General features: G+C 49.7%; 13 protein-coding genes, 1 pseudogene and 1 CRISPR repeat array. Of the genes and pseudogenes, 8 read left to right on the forward strand and 6 right to left on the reverse strand.

Annotated features, from left to right (window positions below; translation table 11 throughout):
• On the forward strand, nt 1-527 hold a 527-nt coding region (locus BZJ17_RS17190), incomplete at its 5' end, for a hypothetical protein (RefSeq protein WP_077640098.1).
• 23 nt (nt 528-550) lie between these two features.
• Here BZJ17_RS17190 and BZJ17_RS05885 read toward each other — a convergent pair.
• Nucleotides 551-898 carry a type II toxin-antitoxin system RelE/ParE family toxin gene (locus tag BZJ17_RS05885; RefSeq protein WP_077640099.1) on the reverse strand — a complete coding sequence of 116 codons (348 nt, stop codon included), beginning with the start codon at nt 896-898 and terminating at the stop codon, nt 551-553.
• Entirely contained in the window at nt 867-1103 is a 237-nt protein-coding gene (locus BZJ17_RS05890; RefSeq protein ID WP_069586499.1) for a hypothetical protein, read from the reverse strand. The genes BZJ17_RS05885 and BZJ17_RS05890 overlap by 32 nt, the downstream gene beginning before the upstream one ends.
• Before the next feature lie 271 nt (nt 1104-1374).
• A CRISPR array of direct repeats spans nt 1375-2782; the repeat unit is 28 nt; unit sequence GTTCACTGCCGCATAGGCAGCTTAGAAA.
• 103 nt (nt 2783-2885) lie between these two features.
• Here BZJ17_RS05890 and BZJ17_RS05895 point away from each other — a divergent pair.
• Entirely contained in the window at nt 2886-3866 is a 981-nt protein-coding gene (locus tag BZJ17_RS05895; RefSeq protein ID WP_131826800.1) for a VirK/YbjX family protein, read from the forward strand.
• A gap of 72 nt (nt 3867-3938) precedes the next feature.
• Here the strand turns inward: BZJ17_RS05895 and BZJ17_RS05900 are convergent, their stop codons facing one another.
• From BZJ17_RS05900 to rrtA, 3 genes are all read right to left on the reverse strand, one after another.
• Nucleotides 3939-4835 (reverse strand): DMT family transporter, encoded by an 897-nt coding sequence (locus tag BZJ17_RS05900; protein WP_077640100.1) that lies wholly within the window; start codon nt 4833-4835, stop codon nt 3939-3941.
• Between the two features lie 119 nt (nt 4836-4954).
• On the reverse strand, nt 4955-5437 hold the full coding sequence (locus tag BZJ17_RS05905) for a DUF2780 domain-containing protein (RefSeq protein ID WP_077455856.1): 483 nt from the start codon (nt 5435-5437) through the stop codon (nt 4955-4957).
• Nucleotides 5438-5510: 73 nt separating this feature from the next.
• Nucleotides 5511-6125 carry a rhombosortase gene (gene rrtA, locus BZJ17_RS05910; protein ID WP_077640101.1) on the reverse strand — a complete coding sequence of 205 codons (615 nt, stop codon included), beginning with the start codon at nt 6123-6125 and terminating at the stop codon, nt 5511-5513.
• A 165-nt stretch (nt 6126-6290) separates the two neighbouring features.
• On the opposite strand from rrtA, the gene BZJ17_RS05915 reads away from it, so the two are divergent.
• The 5 genes and pseudogenes from BZJ17_RS05915 to BZJ17_RS05935 all read left to right on the forward strand — a co-directional run bounded on the left by BZJ17_RS05915 (nt 6291) and on the right by BZJ17_RS05935 (nt 14812).
• Nucleotides 6291-8339 carry a prolyl oligopeptidase family serine peptidase gene (locus BZJ17_RS05915; RefSeq protein ID WP_077640102.1) on the forward strand — a complete coding sequence of 683 codons (2049 nt, stop codon included), beginning with the start codon at nt 6291-6293 and terminating at the stop codon, nt 8337-8339.
• 12 nt (nt 8340-8351) lie between these two features.
• Nucleotides 8352-10441 (forward strand): annotated as a pseudogene (locus BZJ17_RS05920) (TonB-dependent hemoglobin/transferrin/lactoferrin family receptor).
• Nucleotides 10442-10450: 9 nt separating this feature from the next.
• Nucleotides 10451-12724 (forward strand): proprotein convertase P-domain-containing protein, encoded by a 2274-nt coding sequence (locus tag BZJ17_RS05925; RefSeq protein WP_077640103.1) that lies wholly within the window; start codon nt 10451-10453, stop codon nt 12722-12724.
• 46 nt (nt 12725-12770) lie between these two features.
• Nucleotides 12771-14234: a DUF1566 domain-containing protein gene (locus tag BZJ17_RS05930; RefSeq protein ID WP_157893166.1), complete on the forward strand. Its 1464-nt coding sequence runs from the start codon at nt 12771-12773 to the stop codon at nt 14232-14234.
• Nucleotides 14234-14812, forward strand: coding sequence for a DUF1566 domain-containing protein (locus BZJ17_RS05935; RefSeq protein ID WP_077640105.1), 579 nt, complete (start codon nt 14234-14236; stop codon nt 14810-14812). Before BZJ17_RS05930 ends, BZJ17_RS05935 begins: the two co-directional genes overlap by 1 nt.
• Before the next feature lie 74 nt (nt 14813-14886).
• Here BZJ17_RS05935 and BZJ17_RS05940 read toward each other — a convergent pair whose 3' ends face one another.
• The gene (locus BZJ17_RS05940; protein WP_077640106.1) at nt 14887-16491 is read right to left on the reverse strand and encodes an ABC-F family ATPase; all 1605 of its coding nucleotides are present in this window, start codon (nt 16489-16491) and stop codon (nt 14887-14889) included.
• Nucleotides 16492-16810: 319 nt separating this feature from the next.
• Here BZJ17_RS05940 and BZJ17_RS05945 point away from each other — a divergent pair, with 319 nt between their 5' ends.
• Nucleotides 16811-18148 carry a linear amide C-N hydrolase gene (locus BZJ17_RS05945; protein WP_277868793.1) on the forward strand — a complete coding sequence of 446 codons (1338 nt, stop codon included), beginning with the start codon at nt 16811-16813 and terminating at the stop codon, nt 18146-18148.
• The last annotated feature ends 33 nt before the right edge of the window (nt 18149-18181 follow it).

Consider the following 18181-nt stretch of genomic DNA (forward strand, 5'->3'; position numbering starts at 1 on the left):
GTGTTATGGAGAAATTTTTTACTTTTTTTGATCACCCTTTTTTTAGCGTTATGGGTGGTCTTTTTACATTACTATCTGTTTTTGGACTTTTTTGTACCCTTTTTTATGTCATTCGAGGGTTCGTTCCTGTTTGGTATCGAATAGGTAAAGGGTTGTCTCAGAGAAAAATTGCTATATTTGCAACTGATAAGTATGAAGATTTAAAGTCAGTCATTCTAGACTCAGGATTGTTCAAGGAAAAAAATATAGTCAAGATTGACAAAGATTGTTTAAAAAAAGCTGAGAGTTATTCTTTTTATGTGGTTCATTATAGTAGCGTTGATTCGGCTGCGTTTGACGAAATTATCCAATTGAAAAAAGATAACACTGCGATGATAGTCTACGCTCCCACATGCGATGGTAAAATCAATGATAGTGATATGAATAAAATAGATTCACAAAGAAACGCAGTAGTTACAAATTTTCGAGGACGGCTACTTAACGATATCGTAGTCAGTATGATTTCGACAAGTCATCAAATTCGCTAATTAGAGCTTTAGAAATGACACCGCTAGCGTCGATTCGGCGTCGCGCCGATGATCGTTAAATCCGCTTTTCTGCGCTTTTTCATCGTCGCGTAGAAATTCTCGTGCGAGCTGATATTAAGCAGATAGAGCTCGAGTTTGTTTTCAATCCAAGCGTAGCCAAGTAACACTTCTTGCCTATCGAGCTTGAACTTGTGCACCCAAAGATAAGACAGATCGCCTTTTTTCTGGGTGCCAAGCGTGGGATCTTCAATGATTCTGTCTATCTCGTCCTCGACCACTTCACACTGCGCCTCGGACAACTTGTTCATCTGCTTTTCAAAAACACGAGAGACGAAAACATCAATCTGATTGTTTTGGGGTCCGTCGCTCATAACGTTTTACCTTACCAAGTTTAACTTCTTCAGATGCAATCAGCGCCTCTTGCACAAAGCTATAGGGTAAATCAGGGTTCTCAGTCATGATTTTCCCAATTTTTGCCCAGTACTCAATTTGCTTGGGCACGGAGCGCATTTCAGCTTCTGCATGCACTTTTACATCTGACACAAACTCATCATCTAACCGTACACTGGTTGGCATGATTCACTACCTCGTTTATAAATCTTCACTGGTTAATATGCAACAAAATGTCGCGCCTTGCAACATGTTTAGAACTGGCACATCTGCGTGACTTAAGAGGGCTCTGCTTCAACATATGTGATAAGTTGATACCCTTGTGACCCTTCTTTTTTGGCCGCTCAAAAATAAGCAATAAATACAAAGCGTTACGGAAAGCGCCTTTTAACAAGGGTAAAAGGCCATTTTTATCCTAACGGCCTGTTGTAACAGATGATTGTTAGGTTATTCTATAGTTCACTGCCGCATAGGCAGCTTAGAAAAACATGAGCCCAACCAATCCGGTGATCAAAGAGTTCACTGCCGCATAGGCAGCTTAGAAAACAAAAGCGGTCACCACGACAGCCAGCAAAATGTTCACTGCCGCATAGGCAGCTTAGAAAATCGCTTCCGGTCTGCCCGTCCCAATCGTTGTGTTCACTGCCGCATAGGCAGCTTAGAAATTAATATCACGAAGCGCGTTGATGTAGCCGTTGTTCACTGCCGCATAGGCAGCTTAGAAATGAAAGCCGAAGACGCCGCCGCCTTGCAAGCGGTTCACTGCCGCATAGGCAGCTTAGAAACATGTCTTATTAGTTAACTCGGTCATTGCTAGGTTCACTGCCGCATAGGCAGCTTAGAAATCCATCGCTACTCATAAATGACAATCCAAGCTGTTCACTGCCGCATAGGCAGCTTAGAAACTAGGAAATTTGTATGAGAATAGCATTTTTGCGTTCACTGCCGCATAGGCAGCTTAGAAAAAACGCCGCACAGGTAATCGTGGGCGTCTTGGGTTCACTGCCGCATAGGCAGCTTAGAAAGGAAAACTGGCTCGAATCGAGCGACACGCCAAGTTCACTGCCGCATAGGCAGCTTAGAAAGCGCCGTCGCTATCGGCATTCCAGAGGTATTTGTTCACTGCCGCATAGGCAGCTTAGAAAACGAACTGCAGCAACGCGCCGAGGCGAACCCAGTTCACTGCCGCATAGGCAGCTTAGAAATTTGAGCACCAAGGTTTTAGCGCGATTATCCCGTTCACTGCCGCATAGGCAGCTTAGAAATGAGTGATTTCTCGGAACCCCGCGTCCATTCGGTTCACTGCCGCATAGGCAGCTTAGAAAAAATTGCCATCAATAAACAGCTCTGGTGATGTGTTCACTGCCGCATAGGCAGCTTAGAAATTTCAGGTCGGTTATGACAGTGCTCTGAGGCCGTTCACTGCCGCATAGGCAGCTTAGAAACAGCTTTTCGCTAAACGGCTGGAGCTGTTCAGGTTCACTGCCGCATAGGCAGCTTAGAAACAAAGAATTGCGCTTCCTCGGCCGGGGCTTCCGTTCACTGCCGCATAGGCAGCTTAGAAATTCTCCATCTCATCAAGCTCTTTCTTGATTTCGTTCACTGCCGCATAGGCAGCTTAGAAAAATTCAACAACTGGACGGAGCGGTAGGTAAAAGTTCACTGCCGCATAGGCAGCTTAGAAAATTATCGGCAGTCACTGTGACTATTGCACCACGTTCACTGCCGCATAGGCAGCTTAGAAATACATCGGAGCCCGAAAGTGTTTCGACTTCGGGTTCACTGCCGCATAGGCAGCTTAGAAAAATTTGCGCTCTAGGGAATACACGTTGTCATCGTTCACTGCCGCATAGGCAGCTTAGGCACGTTATTTGTCGTAGCCGCCGACAAACTCTGACACTCTCGTACATTCTTGCGACAGCCTTTTTGTGACTTGCTGGTTATAGTCAGCCTTCTTTAACGCGTTTTATGCGACACAATGAAGTGGGTGTGGCTGTGATGAATATCAGTAAACAACATCGAATGAGCCTTGTGGAGTGGGCTGAAAGAATTTATCCGAACAGCAAAGGATGGCGTGTAGTGAGTAAAAACTGGCGTTTTTGTGCGTTGGGTTCGGCATTTCCAACCATTATGGAACGCATGATTGAGGTCTTTAACGAGCCCTATTTGGCGCCGGTATTGGCTGACTATCCAGAAGTGATCACTAAACCGCTTAAACCTTACCTCAATGTCTCACTGAGCATGCCTGAGCGGGTTGCAATGCTGCATGACCATTATCGTTTTATGGCGAATACCTTTGGCCGTCATTGCAGCACCATTTTCTCAGTCGCGGGTCTGCCTCTTGTCAGCTTTACTGCCAATAATGGCCGTCAATATGGCGTGCGCTTTTATCGTGGTGCAATTCGCGAAGGGGCACTGGGTTTGTCCTTGTATGACGTGGAGAGCAAGCAAGGCGTGTACAGCATTTCGTTCCACTTCAACCGTGAGGGGCGAGAGCTCTATATCGGTGCCTTGCAAGGTCCGAGTGATAGCGTACCTGATCGTCATCAGATCATTAAAATGTTGACGAAAACGGCGCATGGATTGCGCACCAAAGCTTTGATGTTAGAGCTGGTGTTGATGCTGGGCCGTATCATGGGTGCCGAGCGCTGCTACGCGGTGTCTAACAAAGGCCATATTTATAAAGCGATCCGTTACATCACCTCTAAGCGGAATGTGGTGACGTTTGATTATGATGAGCTTTGGCGCGAATATGATGGGATGTCATTGAGTCGGTATATGTATGCCTTACCGATGCAGCCAATACGCAAAGATGTTACCCAGCTTAGCGGCAGTAAGCGACGTTTATACACCAAGCGTTATGCCTGGTTGCATACCCTAGAGCAAGATCTACGCTTGGCGATAAACGCGTTGACGGAAACGCGTGCAGAAATGCATCAAGTTGCCTGATCAGAAAAGCAAAACAATAACATGGCCTCTTTTGAGGCCATGCTCACGTCTTCTAACTATCTTCGTGCCGAACTACATCAAACGTCGCCGAAAGAGGCGGTGTCCCAAGGCATTGAACAATGCGCCTGCCACAATCAGCCCACCACCGAGATACGTCCACATGGACGGCAGCTCTTGAAAGATCGCTATCCCAATTAAAGTAGAAAACACGATTTGCACATACGCATAGGCTGACGCTTCGCCAGCCTGTTGTGTTTGCATGGCTTTGGTGAGCCCATACTGGCCGATTTGAGTAAACACACCCACTAACACCAATAAGAATGTGAGTGGCAAACTTGGCATCACAAACTCTGGCCACATTAACACCACCGAGACCGGCAGAGCGACCATCGGGAAGTATAGGATGATCACCGAGCTGTCTTCGCTGCGGCTGAGTTTTCGTACAATCACGTAGGCCACCGAACTCCCTAAAGCCCCCAGCAATGCGATAGCGACACTAAAGGGCGGAAGTGCGCTATCGATCGATGTATTGAGGTTGGGTTGTACCATCAGATAAAGGCCGCCCAAACACAGGGCAATGGATACTAAGGTGGCGCCTTGTAATCGCTCTTTCAGCACGATAAATCCAAGTACCGCAGTAAAAACGGGGTGCATGTATTGCAATACAGTGGCTTCGGCGAGCGGTAGGGTGGTGACGGCGTAATACACGCACATAAGTGCGGCAGTCCCTAATACGCCGCGCAGCAATAGTAGCGGTTTATTATTGCCAAAGGGCGACAAGCCTTTTCGTTTGACATCGGTGTAGCTGATGATGAGCGATACTAACGCCCGTGCAGCGACAATCTCAAAAAGCGGGATACCATGTAGGCTGACATATTTAACACAGGCGGACATGACCGCGAAGCCGAACGCGGAAAGGAGCATAAAGCGGATCCCTATAGGGATCGCGGACAATGAAAAGGCAGGCATAATCACACCGGCTAAAACAACAAGGCCGCTATGATAACGTGTCTCGATCCGTTTTGCTTGAGAGAACGCACTAAGGCGCGGTTAAGCGCCGCGCGTCGATGAAAACGTTTAAGCGAACACTAAGGCCAAAGCCCTGTTAGTGCACTGAGTAAACCCTCACTGGCACCTTGCTGGCCTAAATAATCGAGTACAATCGGTACAAATTGTTGCAAGGTGGCCGCATCAATGCCGAGCGTGTCAGCCACGTTATATAAACTCTCGAGCGAACCAATGTTATCGCCAATGCCACTGTCACCCAGTAATGATGAAAGGGACGATAAATCAGGACGCAGACTTGCCAGCTCTTGCTGCTGGTTACCGGAGAGCTGATTCGCCGCCATCGCTAGCAGGGCACTTGCGCCGCCAGCCGCTTGAGTCGGGCTAACATCCACTTGCTCGGTAATCGCTTGTACAAGCGGTGATTCACTGGCTTGATCGTCCGCAAATTGGGTCGCCATTTGGGTCATCACATCCGTGGTGGTATTACCTTGACCAAACAACGCCTGACTGGAGGGAGAGATTAATATGGCAGCAAGCGTAAGTGCTGGCAGTGTCGCTTTCATAGAAGGCACCTATTATCAACCGAGAGTGATGTAGGTATAGCGGTAAATGGCGGTGAATGAAAGTCGCAGACCACTAAGACAGTGCAAGGTCGGTGTTTTTAGCTGATATGGTGCGATGTTGGATCCGCTTTTTGAGGGCAAAAAAGGCCAGCGCCCCGACGATCCCTCCAGCATGAGCGAGGTGAGCAATATCGATACCCAATGCGGCACGCATAGGCAGAGCTTGACCCGCGAGAGCATCTCCCACACATTTTACGCTAGTAATTAAGGCAATCCATTTCCCGCTAGGGGTGTGAATAGTGCTTATTCCTCCATACATAAATAATCCATACAACACCCCAGATAGACCCATATATTGCTGATAGGGGCTCCACCACATCACCAGACCAACCACACACGCAAGCCACAAGATCAGCGAAGCCAGCGTACCGGCGCTGATATGGCGATAAAACATCAGGCCGAATATGCCTAATCCCGTCATGTTGGTCAGTAAATGGAAGACGTTGTGATGAATAAAATTGCCCGTCACCACGCGCCATGCTTGGCCTGAAGCAAGTGCACTTCGTTGCCACACCCACGTCTCGGCAAGCGATGAATAATGAACACCCACACTCACTAGCGCGACGATTATCAGCAATCCAAGTGTTTGAGTTGGCGCGTGTAGGGTGATAGGTCGTTTGCGCTTCATGGTCGCCTTTTATCTCGTTACAGCTTAAATAACAACGCTTTATTACAGTCAATATGATTGAATGAGATCTCCTTCAAAGATCATTACAAATGATAATTGATCTCAATCGTATTTGCATCTATGATGCGCGCCCTGAACTTACCCCCAATTTAATGTTTTTATAACATGAAGTTAGTGAATGCGCTGTTAATCGGGCTTATGTTTGTGTCGCCATTGAGCCATAGCGATGATGAAACGAATACGTTGTCGTCATTTTCGTGGCTGCAAAATGTGACGCAACAACAGGATAAAATTCGGGCATATCTGGAACGCCAAAATCAGCATGCGCAACAGTCGTTGACTGCGAGTCAATCGATTCGTGATGAGCTATTGAGTGAATGGGAGCGTACACCGCAAACCGGTTCCGAACCTTGGTTAGCGCGCGATGGTCTCGAGTTTTTACAAACACGGGTTAATGGTGAGCGCGTGCTGCGTGTGCGCAATGCCGCCAGCGAACAAGAAGCCGTTCGCGAAAAAGAAGCTGGTAGCGAAAAAGCATCGACATTGCTCAACATTGAGGCGCGAGCGGCTGAGCATGCGTATTACCAGCTAGGGAGTTGGTCGTTAAGTCCCAATGGACAATGGCTCGCCATTGCCGAGGATATTCACGGTGAGGAAGACTACCGCATCGTGCTGATCAACCGCCAATCAGGGCAAGCCGATATTATTGCCACCGGGGCTGATGCATCTGTCATCTGGTCGCCGAATAATCAGCAGTTCTACTATGTCGGCAAAGAGGCGAAAACTGCGCGTCCCAGCCAGTTGTTCCGCCATGAAATAGGCTCTACCGGTGGCGATAGCTTGGTGTATGAAGAAGTCGATCCTGCTTGGTTGTTGTCGGTATACCGTGCTAGCCACACAGATACGGCCATTGTGCAAGTCAACAATGAATCGTCGACCGAACAGCGTGTACTCCGTCTGAATGAAGGCAGCCTGTCTGCACCGCTCAAAGCGCGTCAACCGGATGTCGAATACTATCTCGACAAGACGGATGATGCGTTATGGATGCTGAGCAACCACCAAGGAACCAAGCAGTTTTATCGCGCTGCCGTCGCGACACCGAATGATTGGCACGTCGTTTATGCTGCCGAGCCGGGCGCTGAGTTAAACACGTTTTACCTTTTCGAAGATGGCATTGTCCTCACCCAACAGTACGAGGGTGAGCAGTGGTTTATCTTACTTAATGCGGACGGTGAGCGCGTGGTTAAGCAGCCTTTGGCGGCACAAGGGCAGATCGCTTGGTTTGCGCGCGGAGGCGACTATGCTAGCAATCAATTGTTTATTCGCAGTATGTCGCTCGTACAGCCACCACGATGGGAAGCGCTGGATCTTAAATCCGGCACACGTCGTGAAGTCAGTGCCGATCATTACCCCGACTTTGATGCATCTCGTTATCACTCTGAACGCTTGTACGTCGGACCGCATCGTATTCCGGTTACGTTGGCGTACCGCAAAGATGCGCTGACCCCGTCATCGCCAGTCGTGCTGTATGGGTATGGCGCGTATGGCTTTACCATGAAGCCGTATTATATGCCGCAAACTGTCTCGCTAATGGACCGAGGCGTCATCTATGCAATTGCGCATGTGCGTGGCGGAGGCTATTACGGTGCAACATGGCACCAAGCAGGCAGCGGGATGAATAAAAAGCATGGCATCCAAGATTTTATTGATGTCGCTAAAGCGATGGGCCGTTATCAAGACGGACAGCGTGCAGTCGCGGCTGTGGGCTCAAGCGCTGGCGGTACCTTGGTTGCCGCGGCACTTAACCAAGCGCCCGCAACGTTTGCTGCCGCTAGCCTCAATGTTCCGTTTGTTGATGTTCTGGGCAGTATGGCCAACCCGGCGTTGCCGTTAACGGCACAGCAATACCAAGAATGGGGCAATCCTGCGCAGAGCGATCAGCGCGAGGTTATGCAAGGCTATGATCCTTTGCGCAACATCCAGCAAAAACCTTATCCCCCTATGCTGGTGCGTGTCGGCTGGGACGATCAGCGTGTGCCTTTTTGGGAAGGGGCGCAATACCTTTCGCATTTAGCCGCAACCAGCACCCGATCGGGCCCTTATTTGTTGTTGACAGATTTTTCCCGTGGCCACCAAGCCGATGCGCGTCATGGGCTGACGCAACAAGCGACCGACTATGCCTTTCTCTTACACCAACTGAAGCGTGTGAACTAACCGGAGTATTAAATGAAATTGTCTTCTGTCTCTGTGGCAGTGCTGACGGCACTGGCTACTGGCACCGTGCACGCCAATTCTGTCAACACCGAGGAGAATACCTCTGGTGACGCGACCAATCGCCACGTCGAGACGGTGGTCGTCACGGCCAATAAATTTGCTGAATTACCATCAGATACAGCGGGTTCGGTCGCCATTTATCGTGGCGAAGATATCCAAAAAAAAGGCGCCACCGAGCTCTATGATGCACTCACAAATGAACCGGGTGTCAGTGTGACAGGCGGAGCGGGTCGCCCTCAAAACATCACTATTCGCGGCATGTCCGGTAACCGTATCTTGATAGTGGAAGATGGCGTTCCAGTCGCGGATGGGTTCGGTGCCGCTGATTTGAATGATAAAGCAGGGCGTAATTCCTTTGATATCGCAAGCGCAAAGCAAATCCAAGTCGTGAAAGGCGCTAGCTCAACCAGTTACGGTTCAGGTGCATTAGGCGGTGCTGTGATCGTGACATCGCAGTCCGCGGACGATCTCCTCCGCAACAAGGATCTGTTCGCCGACGCGCAAGTTACCTACAGCGAGCTCAGTGATAAAGGCCGAGTCGGCAGTCGTCTCGCGCTCCGTCATGGTGATACCAGTGCGTTGCTCGATGTGAGCTACTGGGAAGGGGAAGAAACCCGTAATTACCAGCAAGATTTGTACAACCGTACTTTGGATGGTGGCAGTGCGTCGTTGCGTCTGGATCATTATGTCTCCGATCGTTGGAAGCTAAGTGCTCGAGCCAAGCTCTACCGTGAAGATGCATCGCGACAAGAAGGGACAGCATCGATTCAACCTGACGGTAAGTGGGATATCAAAACGTTTGATCAAGCCGAACAAATCGAAACCACGCAATTTTGGCTTGGCAGTGAATATCACGCCCAGCAGCCTTGGTTAGAAACATCAATGAGCAACGTCGGGTGCTGGATGATCGCCGTTTTCAAGACCAGTCAATCGGTTGGTCGGTAGACGCCAACGCTGAGCAAATCAGCGGAGATGTGGTGCATACGCTGGTTTACGGTGGTGTGTTAGAAACGGCTTACCATGAACGCCCTGTGACGAAAACGACCCTCGATTGGAACGGCGTAACGGTGAGTGATACGCAACCGTTCGCGCCAGCACGGAGTTATGCGTTAGGTGTTTATGCGCAAGATGCAATGAGTATCGGGCAGTGGCGTGTCATGCTGGGTCTACGTGCTGATGCGTACCGATTAAGCGCAGACGATCCCCAAGCCATTGGCATGGCGAGTGTGGCGGACAATAACAGTGCAGCGTTATCGCCCAGTGCTTCGGTGGCTTATCACTGGACGCCCGCGTTCAATACCTACCTCAGTTATAAGCATGGTTATCGAGCGCCTGAATACGACAAAAGCTATGGCTACTCTAACCACGCCTCTGTGCCGGTGACGCCATTTGTGGTGCTGCCCAATCCGTCGCTTGACGCGGAAACCAGCGATAGTTTTGAGCTCGGGGCCAAATATGATGACGGCAAGCTGCGCTTGTATACCGCGGCATATTACAACCGGTTTAGCCAGTTTATTGATATTGCCGATCAGGGTTTTAATGCGGAAACCGGCCTGTTTGAGAAACGCTATGAAAACCTTGATGGTGTAAAAACGTATGGCGTTGAGGCATCAGCGGCCTACGCATTTACCGATCAATGGCAAGCGAAAAGTCAGATCGGCTGGATCTCTGGCAAAGACGACAATGACGAGTATGTTCGCAACTTAGCCCCCCTCGAAGGCAGCCTGTCGCTTCACTTCGATAACCAATCGTTTAACGGTTATACCCGTTTGAACTGGGCAGATCAGATGACCCGCACGCCCATGTGTTACACCGAGTTAGGCACCCGCACTGAGTGTGCTCAGACGTCTGGCTGGGCGAGCGTTGACCTTGGCTTGGGCTATCAGCTCTCGTCTCATGCTTCTATCAATCTCAATGTCTATAACGTGTTAGACCGCGAATACATTCGTTATCAAGACGTTGCCGGTATTTCTGAGTCACAAACCCGTTTTTCGACCGAGCCCGGTCGTTACTTCACCCTCAATGCACGTTATGCATTTTAAGGAAGAACCATGAAATCAGCGATCAGTCTTGTGACGTTGGTACTTGCCAGTGCCAATGTCATGGCAGGGGAATGGGATTACCCTGCGGGCAATTATCAAGCAAGTGATGCCACTCAAGCACAGCAGTATTTGCGCACCCATTATCCGTCAGTGGGGGAGCTGTCGTTGCGCTACCAAACCAGCAGTTTGCTTGGTCGTCAGTATAACTTTGATATTTACCGTGGTGGCGAGTATCAGCCGCAGCGTACGTTGGTGTTACATACCGACAAACACGGTTTGGTGACTCGGGTGTATAAAAGCCTAACCGACACCATGATCCGACAGGGTGAGGCAGTGAAAGAGGCGGCTATTGAGATCCCGCGTCGCCTGATCGCGGATGCGCCGCCAGCGCTATCAGACGGAGAGCTAGTGACGCGCACCGTCAATGTGGTTGATCCGGATCTGCGTAGTATGGACAAACAGCCCGCCCCCGAGACGCTCTGGACAACGCTGGCGGATTATCCCCACGCGCCACGCTTCGTTATGCGTGATGTCTCTTTATTGGATGTGGACGGCACGCTCTACCTGAGTAATCCCAGAGTCCAAGCCGTTGATGCGATCGCCTTTGAAGACAAAAACCCTGAGTCTGGACAATGGCAGAAAAGTGACAGTGTCTCGTTTTTAAATCCGGACGGTGTCACACAGTTTGCGAGCCATGCTTCGCTCACAGCGTTGCCTTTTGATAGTCAAGACTTTGCACAAATGATGGCGTTTTATCATTTGGATAAGTCCCTGCAATATGTGTCCTCGTTAGGGTATTCATTATTTGATGGTCCGGTACGCTTTGATGCTCACGCCTTAAGTTCGAACAACTCGTCTTACTATGTGGGTCCTAACGCTGTGATGTTTGGGGCGTCTGGCTCGCCCGATACACTTGACGCCGATGTCGTGGTCCATGAGCTGGCCCACGGCATTCACTACCATATTTTGCCCGACTGGGCGTACGGCCACACTGGCGCCTTGGGTGAGGGATTTGCTGACTATTGGGCGGGCTCTGCCAGCTATCGTACCTTGTATCAACAAGGTGATGACTTCGAGATTGATACCGTCTTTAACTGGGATGGTTATTTCGGTTTTAAGCAAGGTACGCGCAGTTTGTGGAATCAAAAAGCGCGCTATTTTGAGAGCAGTGAATACCGCGCGCACGAAAACGTCGGTGGTGAATTAGGGGATGAGCTTTGGTCGACGCCTTTGTTCCAAACCCTCAAGCAAGCCGTCGCGCTGTATGGTGAATCCGCTTTTAAAGAAATGGATACCTTGGTGCTGGAATCGATGTTTGGGCTAGGCCGGGGCATGAAAATGCACGATCTGGCAGAAAGCATGCTCTATGTGGCTAAAACCTATTATCCATCACGCGACTATGCAGCCTTGTTGAAAGCGAACTTTGAAAAACACGGTTTGCTCAAAGCACCGTTTCGCTTTGAAACAAGCCAGCGTTATGTTGCCGATACGGCGGCGATCCACACACGCCTAACACCACAAGGGCGCACAGCCAAAATTCGTGGTGATATTCAGGTGGAGGGTGGAGCGTCCACGTCCATTAATCAATCACTCGATCAGGCTCAGTCGTTTTCTATCCCTCTACCGCTTGCGGCGCAATGCGGTCAGCCGCTGACTCTTGAGGCGCAAATTGACTATCAATTTAATGACACGCTGCAAACCCATCAATGGCAAGACAGTTTGACGGTGATTAAAGGCTTGCCCCAACTCCCCCAATCGCGCCAAACCCTGAATGCGACCTTGCCGGATGCATCGGTGGCCAGTAATGGCGCTCAAAACAATGGTTTCAAGAGTTTTAACTTCATTATTAATGATGACGCGAATGCCATTCGTGCCGATCTTGGCGTGTATGTCCATATCAACCATGCCAGCCCATCAGATTTACGCGTTGTTCTTGTCTCCCCCGCAGGCTCACGGGTGACGTTACATGCCAATACCGCCCGTCAGAGCAATGACTTAGTGCGCTATTGGACCAGCCAGCACGACGATCTTTTACAAGCCTTTGATGGCGAACCCCTAGCGGGCAGTTGGCGTCTTGAAGTGACGGACTATGCCCAAGGCAGCAGTGGTGAGCTGGTGGCATGGCAAGTGGGACGCGTGACGGGATTCGATTGCCAAGATACCGACCTTAGCACCGAGGATGCGCTCGATACCGCTAGCTCGGGAGGCGGCGCGTTGTCATGGCCACTGCTGCTGGTGGGCTTGCTTTGGGGCGGCTGGCGAGCACGAAAGGGCGAGTCCTGATAGCGCGTTATTCAATCACCTTAACACCCTTATTAAAAAGATAGATATGATGAAATTTAACTACTCTCTACTCGCCAGTGCATTGCTACTGGCAGGCTGTAATGGTTCTGGATCAGAAACGAGTGCAAGCGACTCGATCGCGCCGACCTACAGCGTCTCTGGTACCATTAGCGCCACCAATGCCACCGGTAATGAAACCGTTTGTGCGGATTTAAATGGTGACTTTGCCTGCAACGCCAACGAACCCACCACGCAAGCGGAGCAAGGGGCATTTACCCTCACCAGCGCCAATAAAGCGATCTTGTCCTCACCGATTGTCGCGCAAATCGACACCGGCGTGACCACGTTATCGTCGCAACGAATGGGAGCGCAGGCTGACGCGCCTCGCCAAGCGAATGCATTCCTTGTTGCTCCCGGCGTGCGTAAGACTACCGGCAATGAGATCAATGTGATCAGCACACTGGTCGCTAGCAACATGGCGGCAGGGGATGCCTATCAAGATGCTGTCGCTCATTTACGTGAGCAATTCGAGGCGATGGGCGTCACGACGCAAGCAGACTTGCTTACCAACGGAGCGGATAACCGTTTTGTACAGCTTGAAAATAACGTTTTATCGCTGATATCGGGGATGACGCCTACGCGGGCGAATCGCATGCTAGCGCTACTAAGCGGTGAATTGGCGCGTTACTCGGATGTTTTACTCAAAGGTGCTCCGAGCGATGCTGAGCTGAACGCGATTTTGGTTGAGTTGGATGAACGGACTCAAATGCGTCCTGTAAACGATACCGGCATTGTTAGCTATTATTCCGACAGCGGGAATGTTGCCACCGCGCCTGTCGATTACCCCGGTCAAGATGCTGACTATGGTTTTGATGCAACGGAAGGTGGGTTTAGCTTCACCAAACTGGATGACAAGGGTCAGCCTTTGCCCGATAGCGCGACCACTTGGGATTGTGTGCAAGATAATCGCAGCGGACTGGTATGGGAGAGCAAACACACGGATCCTCAATCCCCGCGATATGTGGATCGCCTTTTTGCCTATCAAGTGCCCGGGCAGTTCGAACCGTTTGACAAAGACACTGAGGCGACAGGCTGCAAAGACGCTGAGGGTATTTGCACCACGGCCCAATACCAAGCGTACCTAAATCAGCAACAGATCTGTGGCGTCGATCAATGGCGCTTACCCACTTTTATTGAACTGTATAGCCTGATTGATTTCGGCGAGACACAAACCGATAGCGATGGGCGTGTTTATGGGCTCGATACTGAGTATTTCCCTCATCAATCCTCTGCCAGTGAATACGATGCCGGTTTGCTGTGGTCTTCCACCTCTTTCTTAACCGAATATACCGCATTTGCGACGCCGGGTGCGCGCTATATCCAGCTGCCGCAAACACGAGGCAGTGATCGTGGCACGACGGTATCGCTCGAGATCTATAGCGATCAGGTCGAGTCTGACTACACCTCATGGCAACTGCCTATTCGTCTTGTCGCCCAAGGAGAAAAATAATGAACAAGCTGATCATTGCCGCCAGTATCTTCGCATCTGTAACTGCATGGGCGGGCCAAGAATGCTCGATTGATTTAACCAAAACGGCACCGAATGTCCGTTATAGCTTTGATGACAATGGCACGGTAACGGACACCTTTACCGGATTAACTTGGATGCGTTGCCCACTGGGTAAAACCTGGCAAGCCGAACAACAGGCGTGCCGTGGTGAGGGCACAGGAATGTATTGGCAAGCCGCACTTAATGAAGTGCAGGCGATCAATCAAAGCCAAGCGCATCCGCTGCATCAATTTGCCGGCCACACGCAATGGCGCATGCCCAATATTAAAGAGCTAGCCTCATTGGCTGAACATGCCTGTATGAAACCCGCGCTTAATCCAAAGGCATTTGCCGCCGGATTCCCATATTCTACCTCAGAAGAAGGCTATGGCAGTGGTGATGTACGCGCTTACGTGTGGAGCAATAGCCATGTGCAAGCGGATAATACGATTTTGATGTTTGACGTGCGCAACGCGGAGATCTTTGCTTACGGGCCGACGCAGATTGAGGGCAGTGTGCTGCTAGTGACAGACCAGTAACAAAAAATCGCCCCAGCGACATCGACTATGGCTGGGGCGAGTGAGTCGTTATTGGTGATCGATAACCGAAGTGATCAAGCCACCGCACGTACTTTTTCTAAGTGGGCGAGGTACTCATCGTAACTGCCGTTAAAGTGCGACAACTGTTGGTCTTTAATCTCAATAATGTCAGTGGCGAGCGAGGAGACGAATTCGCGATCATGGCTGACAAAAATCAAAGTACCGGGGAATTGCTCTAGCCCTTTGTTGAGCGCTTCAATCGCTTCCATATCCATGTGGTTGGTTGGCTCGTCCATCACAATCACATTAATATCTTGCATCATCAGTTTGCCGAACATCAGACGGTTTTTCTCACCACCAGAGCAGCTTTTCGCTTTTTTATTCACGTCATCCGCTGAAAACAACAAACGCCCTAAAATTCCACGCACGATCAAGTCATCATGCTTGGCCGTACGCCACTGTGACATCCACTCAAACAGGGTCAGATCGTTGTCAAACTCCGCGCTGTTATCTTGCGGGCAGTAGCCAATCGCGGCATTTTCAGACCACTTAATGGTGCCTTTCTGGTGGCTTAACTCACCCACAAGACAGCGCAGTAGGGTTGATTTTCCCACCCCGTTTTCACCAATCACAGCCAGTCGTGAGCCAGCTTCAAGCAGTAGGTGACCGTTATCGAATAACAGGCCATCTTCAAAGCCATGACCCAGCTCTTTCAATTCAACCGCTTGGCGATGGAGCTTTTTGCTTTCGGTAAATTGGATGTAAGGGTGCACACGGCTTGATGCTTTGACTTCATCAAGCTGGATCTTTTCCATGCGTTTGGCGCGTGAACTGGCTTGCTTGGCTTTAGAGGCATTAGCACCAAAGCGATTCACAAAGTCTTGCAGCTCACTCAACTCGGCTTCTTTTTTGGCGTTACTTGATAGCAATTGCTCGCGTGCCAAGCTAGATGCCGCAACAAAGTCATCATAGTTACCCGGGTACACACGCAGTTCACCGTAGTCAATATCCGCCATGTGGGTACATACGGCGTTCAAGAAGTGGCGGTCGTGCGAGATAATAATCATGGTGCACTGGCGCTGTTGCAGCTCACCCGCCAACCAGTTGATGGTGTGAATATCCAAGTTGTTGGTCGGTTCGTCCAACAGCAAAATATCAGGATTGGCAAACAGGGCTTGAGCAAGCAGCACGCGCAACTTCCACCCCGGCGCCACTTGCGCCATCAGGCCAAAGTGCAGCTCTTCGGCAATGCCGGCTTGCAAAAGAATATCGCCCGCGCGGCTTTCCGCGGTGTAACCGTCCATTTCTGCAAACTGACTTTCTAGCTCAGCCACGGCCATGCCGTCTTCTTCGCTCATTTCTGGCAGAGAATAAATACGCTCGCGCTCTTGCTTGATCTCCCAAAGCTTGCGGTCACCCATCATCACCGTATCAATCACTGAATACTGTTCGTAGGCAAATTGGTCTTGGCTCAGCTCGCCCAACGTCTGCCCTGGTGTGATAGAAACATTCCCTGCACTTGGGGTGAGGGCACCGCTCATGATTTTCATCAGGGTCGATTTGCCACAGCCATTGGCACCGATTAACCCGTAGCGGTTTCCGTTACCAAATTTGGCAGAGATATTTTCGAATAGCGGTTCAGCACCAAACTGCATGGTGATATTGGCGATTGAAATCAAAAGAGTTTCCTAGCGAATATGCTCAACGAGGGCGCGTATCATCATACTCAAAACGGGAGATGCACGGCCAAGCGAGGAGGGTGTAAAGATAAATAAGACTGAGCGCGCATTGTACAGAAATGTGATGGGATTAACAGTCTATGCTGGATGAACATTCAATAGAGGATTTCCCTACCAGCGGTCAGTGGACGCACAAGAGTGTGACTAAGCGCCAACCGTCCTACAGATTTGTATACCTATAGATGCTTTATGGTCTAAATAAGTAGACGACACTGTCAACTAAAACGAGGACAAGACTATGTGTATGGATGTGAGAGTAATGGCTCAAAACGGGCAGCGCGTGTCCGCGCGCTCTATGGAGTTTGGCGTGGATTTATTGACTCAGGTTTGGCAACGCAAAGGGAAAGGTACATGGACAGTGTCGATGCAACCTTCTACTGAAATGGGTAAAGCGGACCAAGTCGATTTAGTTGCGCCAAATAGCGAGAACCAGACAATTCAATCTTATGAGTTCATAGCATCTTGGCAGGGTCACTATGATTTTATTCATACCAATGCACTGTGTAATAGTGAAGAAATGGGCAGAAAAACCGCGAATGGATATGTCGCTTCTGATGGTATGAATACACAAGGCCTATCAATCGGATCGCTGTATTTACCGGGGATGACCTATTACTTAACTCCTGCACAAGTTAAAAAAGCACAAGTCGATGGCACCGGTAGTGCATTTGTCATTGGGTCTGCTTTTTTTCCAACATGGGTGTTATCTAGCTTTAGTTCTGTTGAGGCGTTGGTTAATTATCTCAGTGAGAATCCTGTTTATGTATTACTAAGCCAGTTGGGTATTGAAGGCGAAGACGCGGTTGCTATGACATTGCATTATGTAATCCATGATGCTGATGGACAGAGTGCCGTGATTGAGTTTTTGTATGACCGAAAAATGCATATTCATCGTTGTTATGCGGCAAGAGAGCAGTTTGATTCCATAGGTACGGATATCTGTGATCCGTATGTGGATAATTTCAAAGTGCGCAGATTCAGTCCTTGCTCGGCTTATGAAGTGTTGGTTGACCATGCGTATATTGGTGTAATGACGAATTCCTCAGACTACCTTTGGCATGTAAACTATCTATCTCAATTCAGTAATCWAACCAACAAAGTACAGCAAGCCAGCCAAGTAAATCATGCTCTTCCCATTCGCTCTTGTTGGTCGCCTGGACCATTAACTAATGTGAATGGCAGTGGGCTAATTGGTTTGCCTGCGGATCCCACGCCTCCGTCGCGTTTTGTGCAAACTTACGTCTGTCAGCAGTTGGCAAACCGACCTAAAACCGTCAAAGAGGCAATGACGCTTGCAGAGAAACTGCTAAATCGAATTGATATTCCCCGTGGGTTAGTTGTTCCTGAGGCGCTCCAAAACAATGAGCCGCTGAATAGTGATATTACCCAGTGGGCTGTTTTACGTGATCATGAAAGTCGATCTCTCTATTTCCGCTCTTATGCAAATATGACTTGGGAGAAAGCTGTTTTCTTAGATATAGACCGCGATGTGCTTCTAAAGTCGTTTAGCTTGACAGAAACAGCGTTTGAGTCCTCGCCAGTTTTAACACCGATAGGCGAACATAGGGTGGTAGCAAAACGCGTAGAGGTAGCTTGAGGTTAGCTTCCAAGGCCAGCATTGCTGGCCTTG

Origin of the sequence: Salinivibrio sp. IB574, from assembly GCF_001996205.1 — a bacterium.
GTDB classification, from domain to species: Bacteria; Pseudomonadota; Gammaproteobacteria; order Enterobacterales; family Vibrionaceae; genus Salinivibrio; species Salinivibrio proteolyticus.

What these genes read in the sequence shown, in the direction of transcription:
- BZJ17_RS05885 (WP_077640099.1), bottom strand. Translation starts at nt 898, where the DNA reads ATGAGCGACGGACCCCAAAACAATCAGATTGATGTTTTCGTCTCTCGT.
- BZJ17_RS05890 (WP_069586499.1), bottom strand. Translation starts at nt 1,103, where the DNA reads ATGCCAACCAGTGTACGGTTAGATGATGAGTTTGTGTCAGATGTAAAA.
- BZJ17_RS05895 (WP_131826800.1), top strand. Translation starts at nt 2,886, where the DNA reads ATGCGACACAATGAAGTGGGTGTGGCTGTGATGAATATCAGTAAACAA.
- BZJ17_RS05900 (WP_077640100.1), bottom strand. Translation starts at nt 4,835, where the DNA reads ATGCCTGCCTTTTCATTGTCCGCGATCCCTATAGGGATCCGCTTTATG.
- BZJ17_RS05905 (WP_077455856.1), bottom strand. Translation starts at nt 5,437, where the DNA reads ATGAAAGCGACACTGCCAGCACTTACGCTTGCTGCCATATTAATCTCT.
- rrtA (WP_077640101.1), bottom strand. Translation starts at nt 6,125, where the DNA reads ATGAAGCGCAAACGACCTATCACCCTACACGCGCCAACTCAAACACTT.
- BZJ17_RS05915 (WP_077640102.1), top strand. Translation starts at nt 6,291, where the DNA reads ATGAAGTTAGTGAATGCGCTGTTAATCGGGCTTATGTTTGTGTCGCCA.
- BZJ17_RS05925 (WP_077640103.1), top strand. Translation starts at nt 10,451, where the DNA reads ATGAAATCAGCGATCAGTCTTGTGACGTTGGTACTTGCCAGTGCCAAT.
- BZJ17_RS05930 (WP_157893166.1), top strand. Translation starts at nt 12,771, where the DNA reads ATGATGAAATTTAACTACTCTCTACTCGCCAGTGCATTGCTACTGGCA.
- BZJ17_RS05935 (WP_077640105.1), top strand. Translation starts at nt 14,234, where the DNA reads ATGAACAAGCTGATCATTGCCGCCAGTATCTTCGCATCTGTAACTGCA.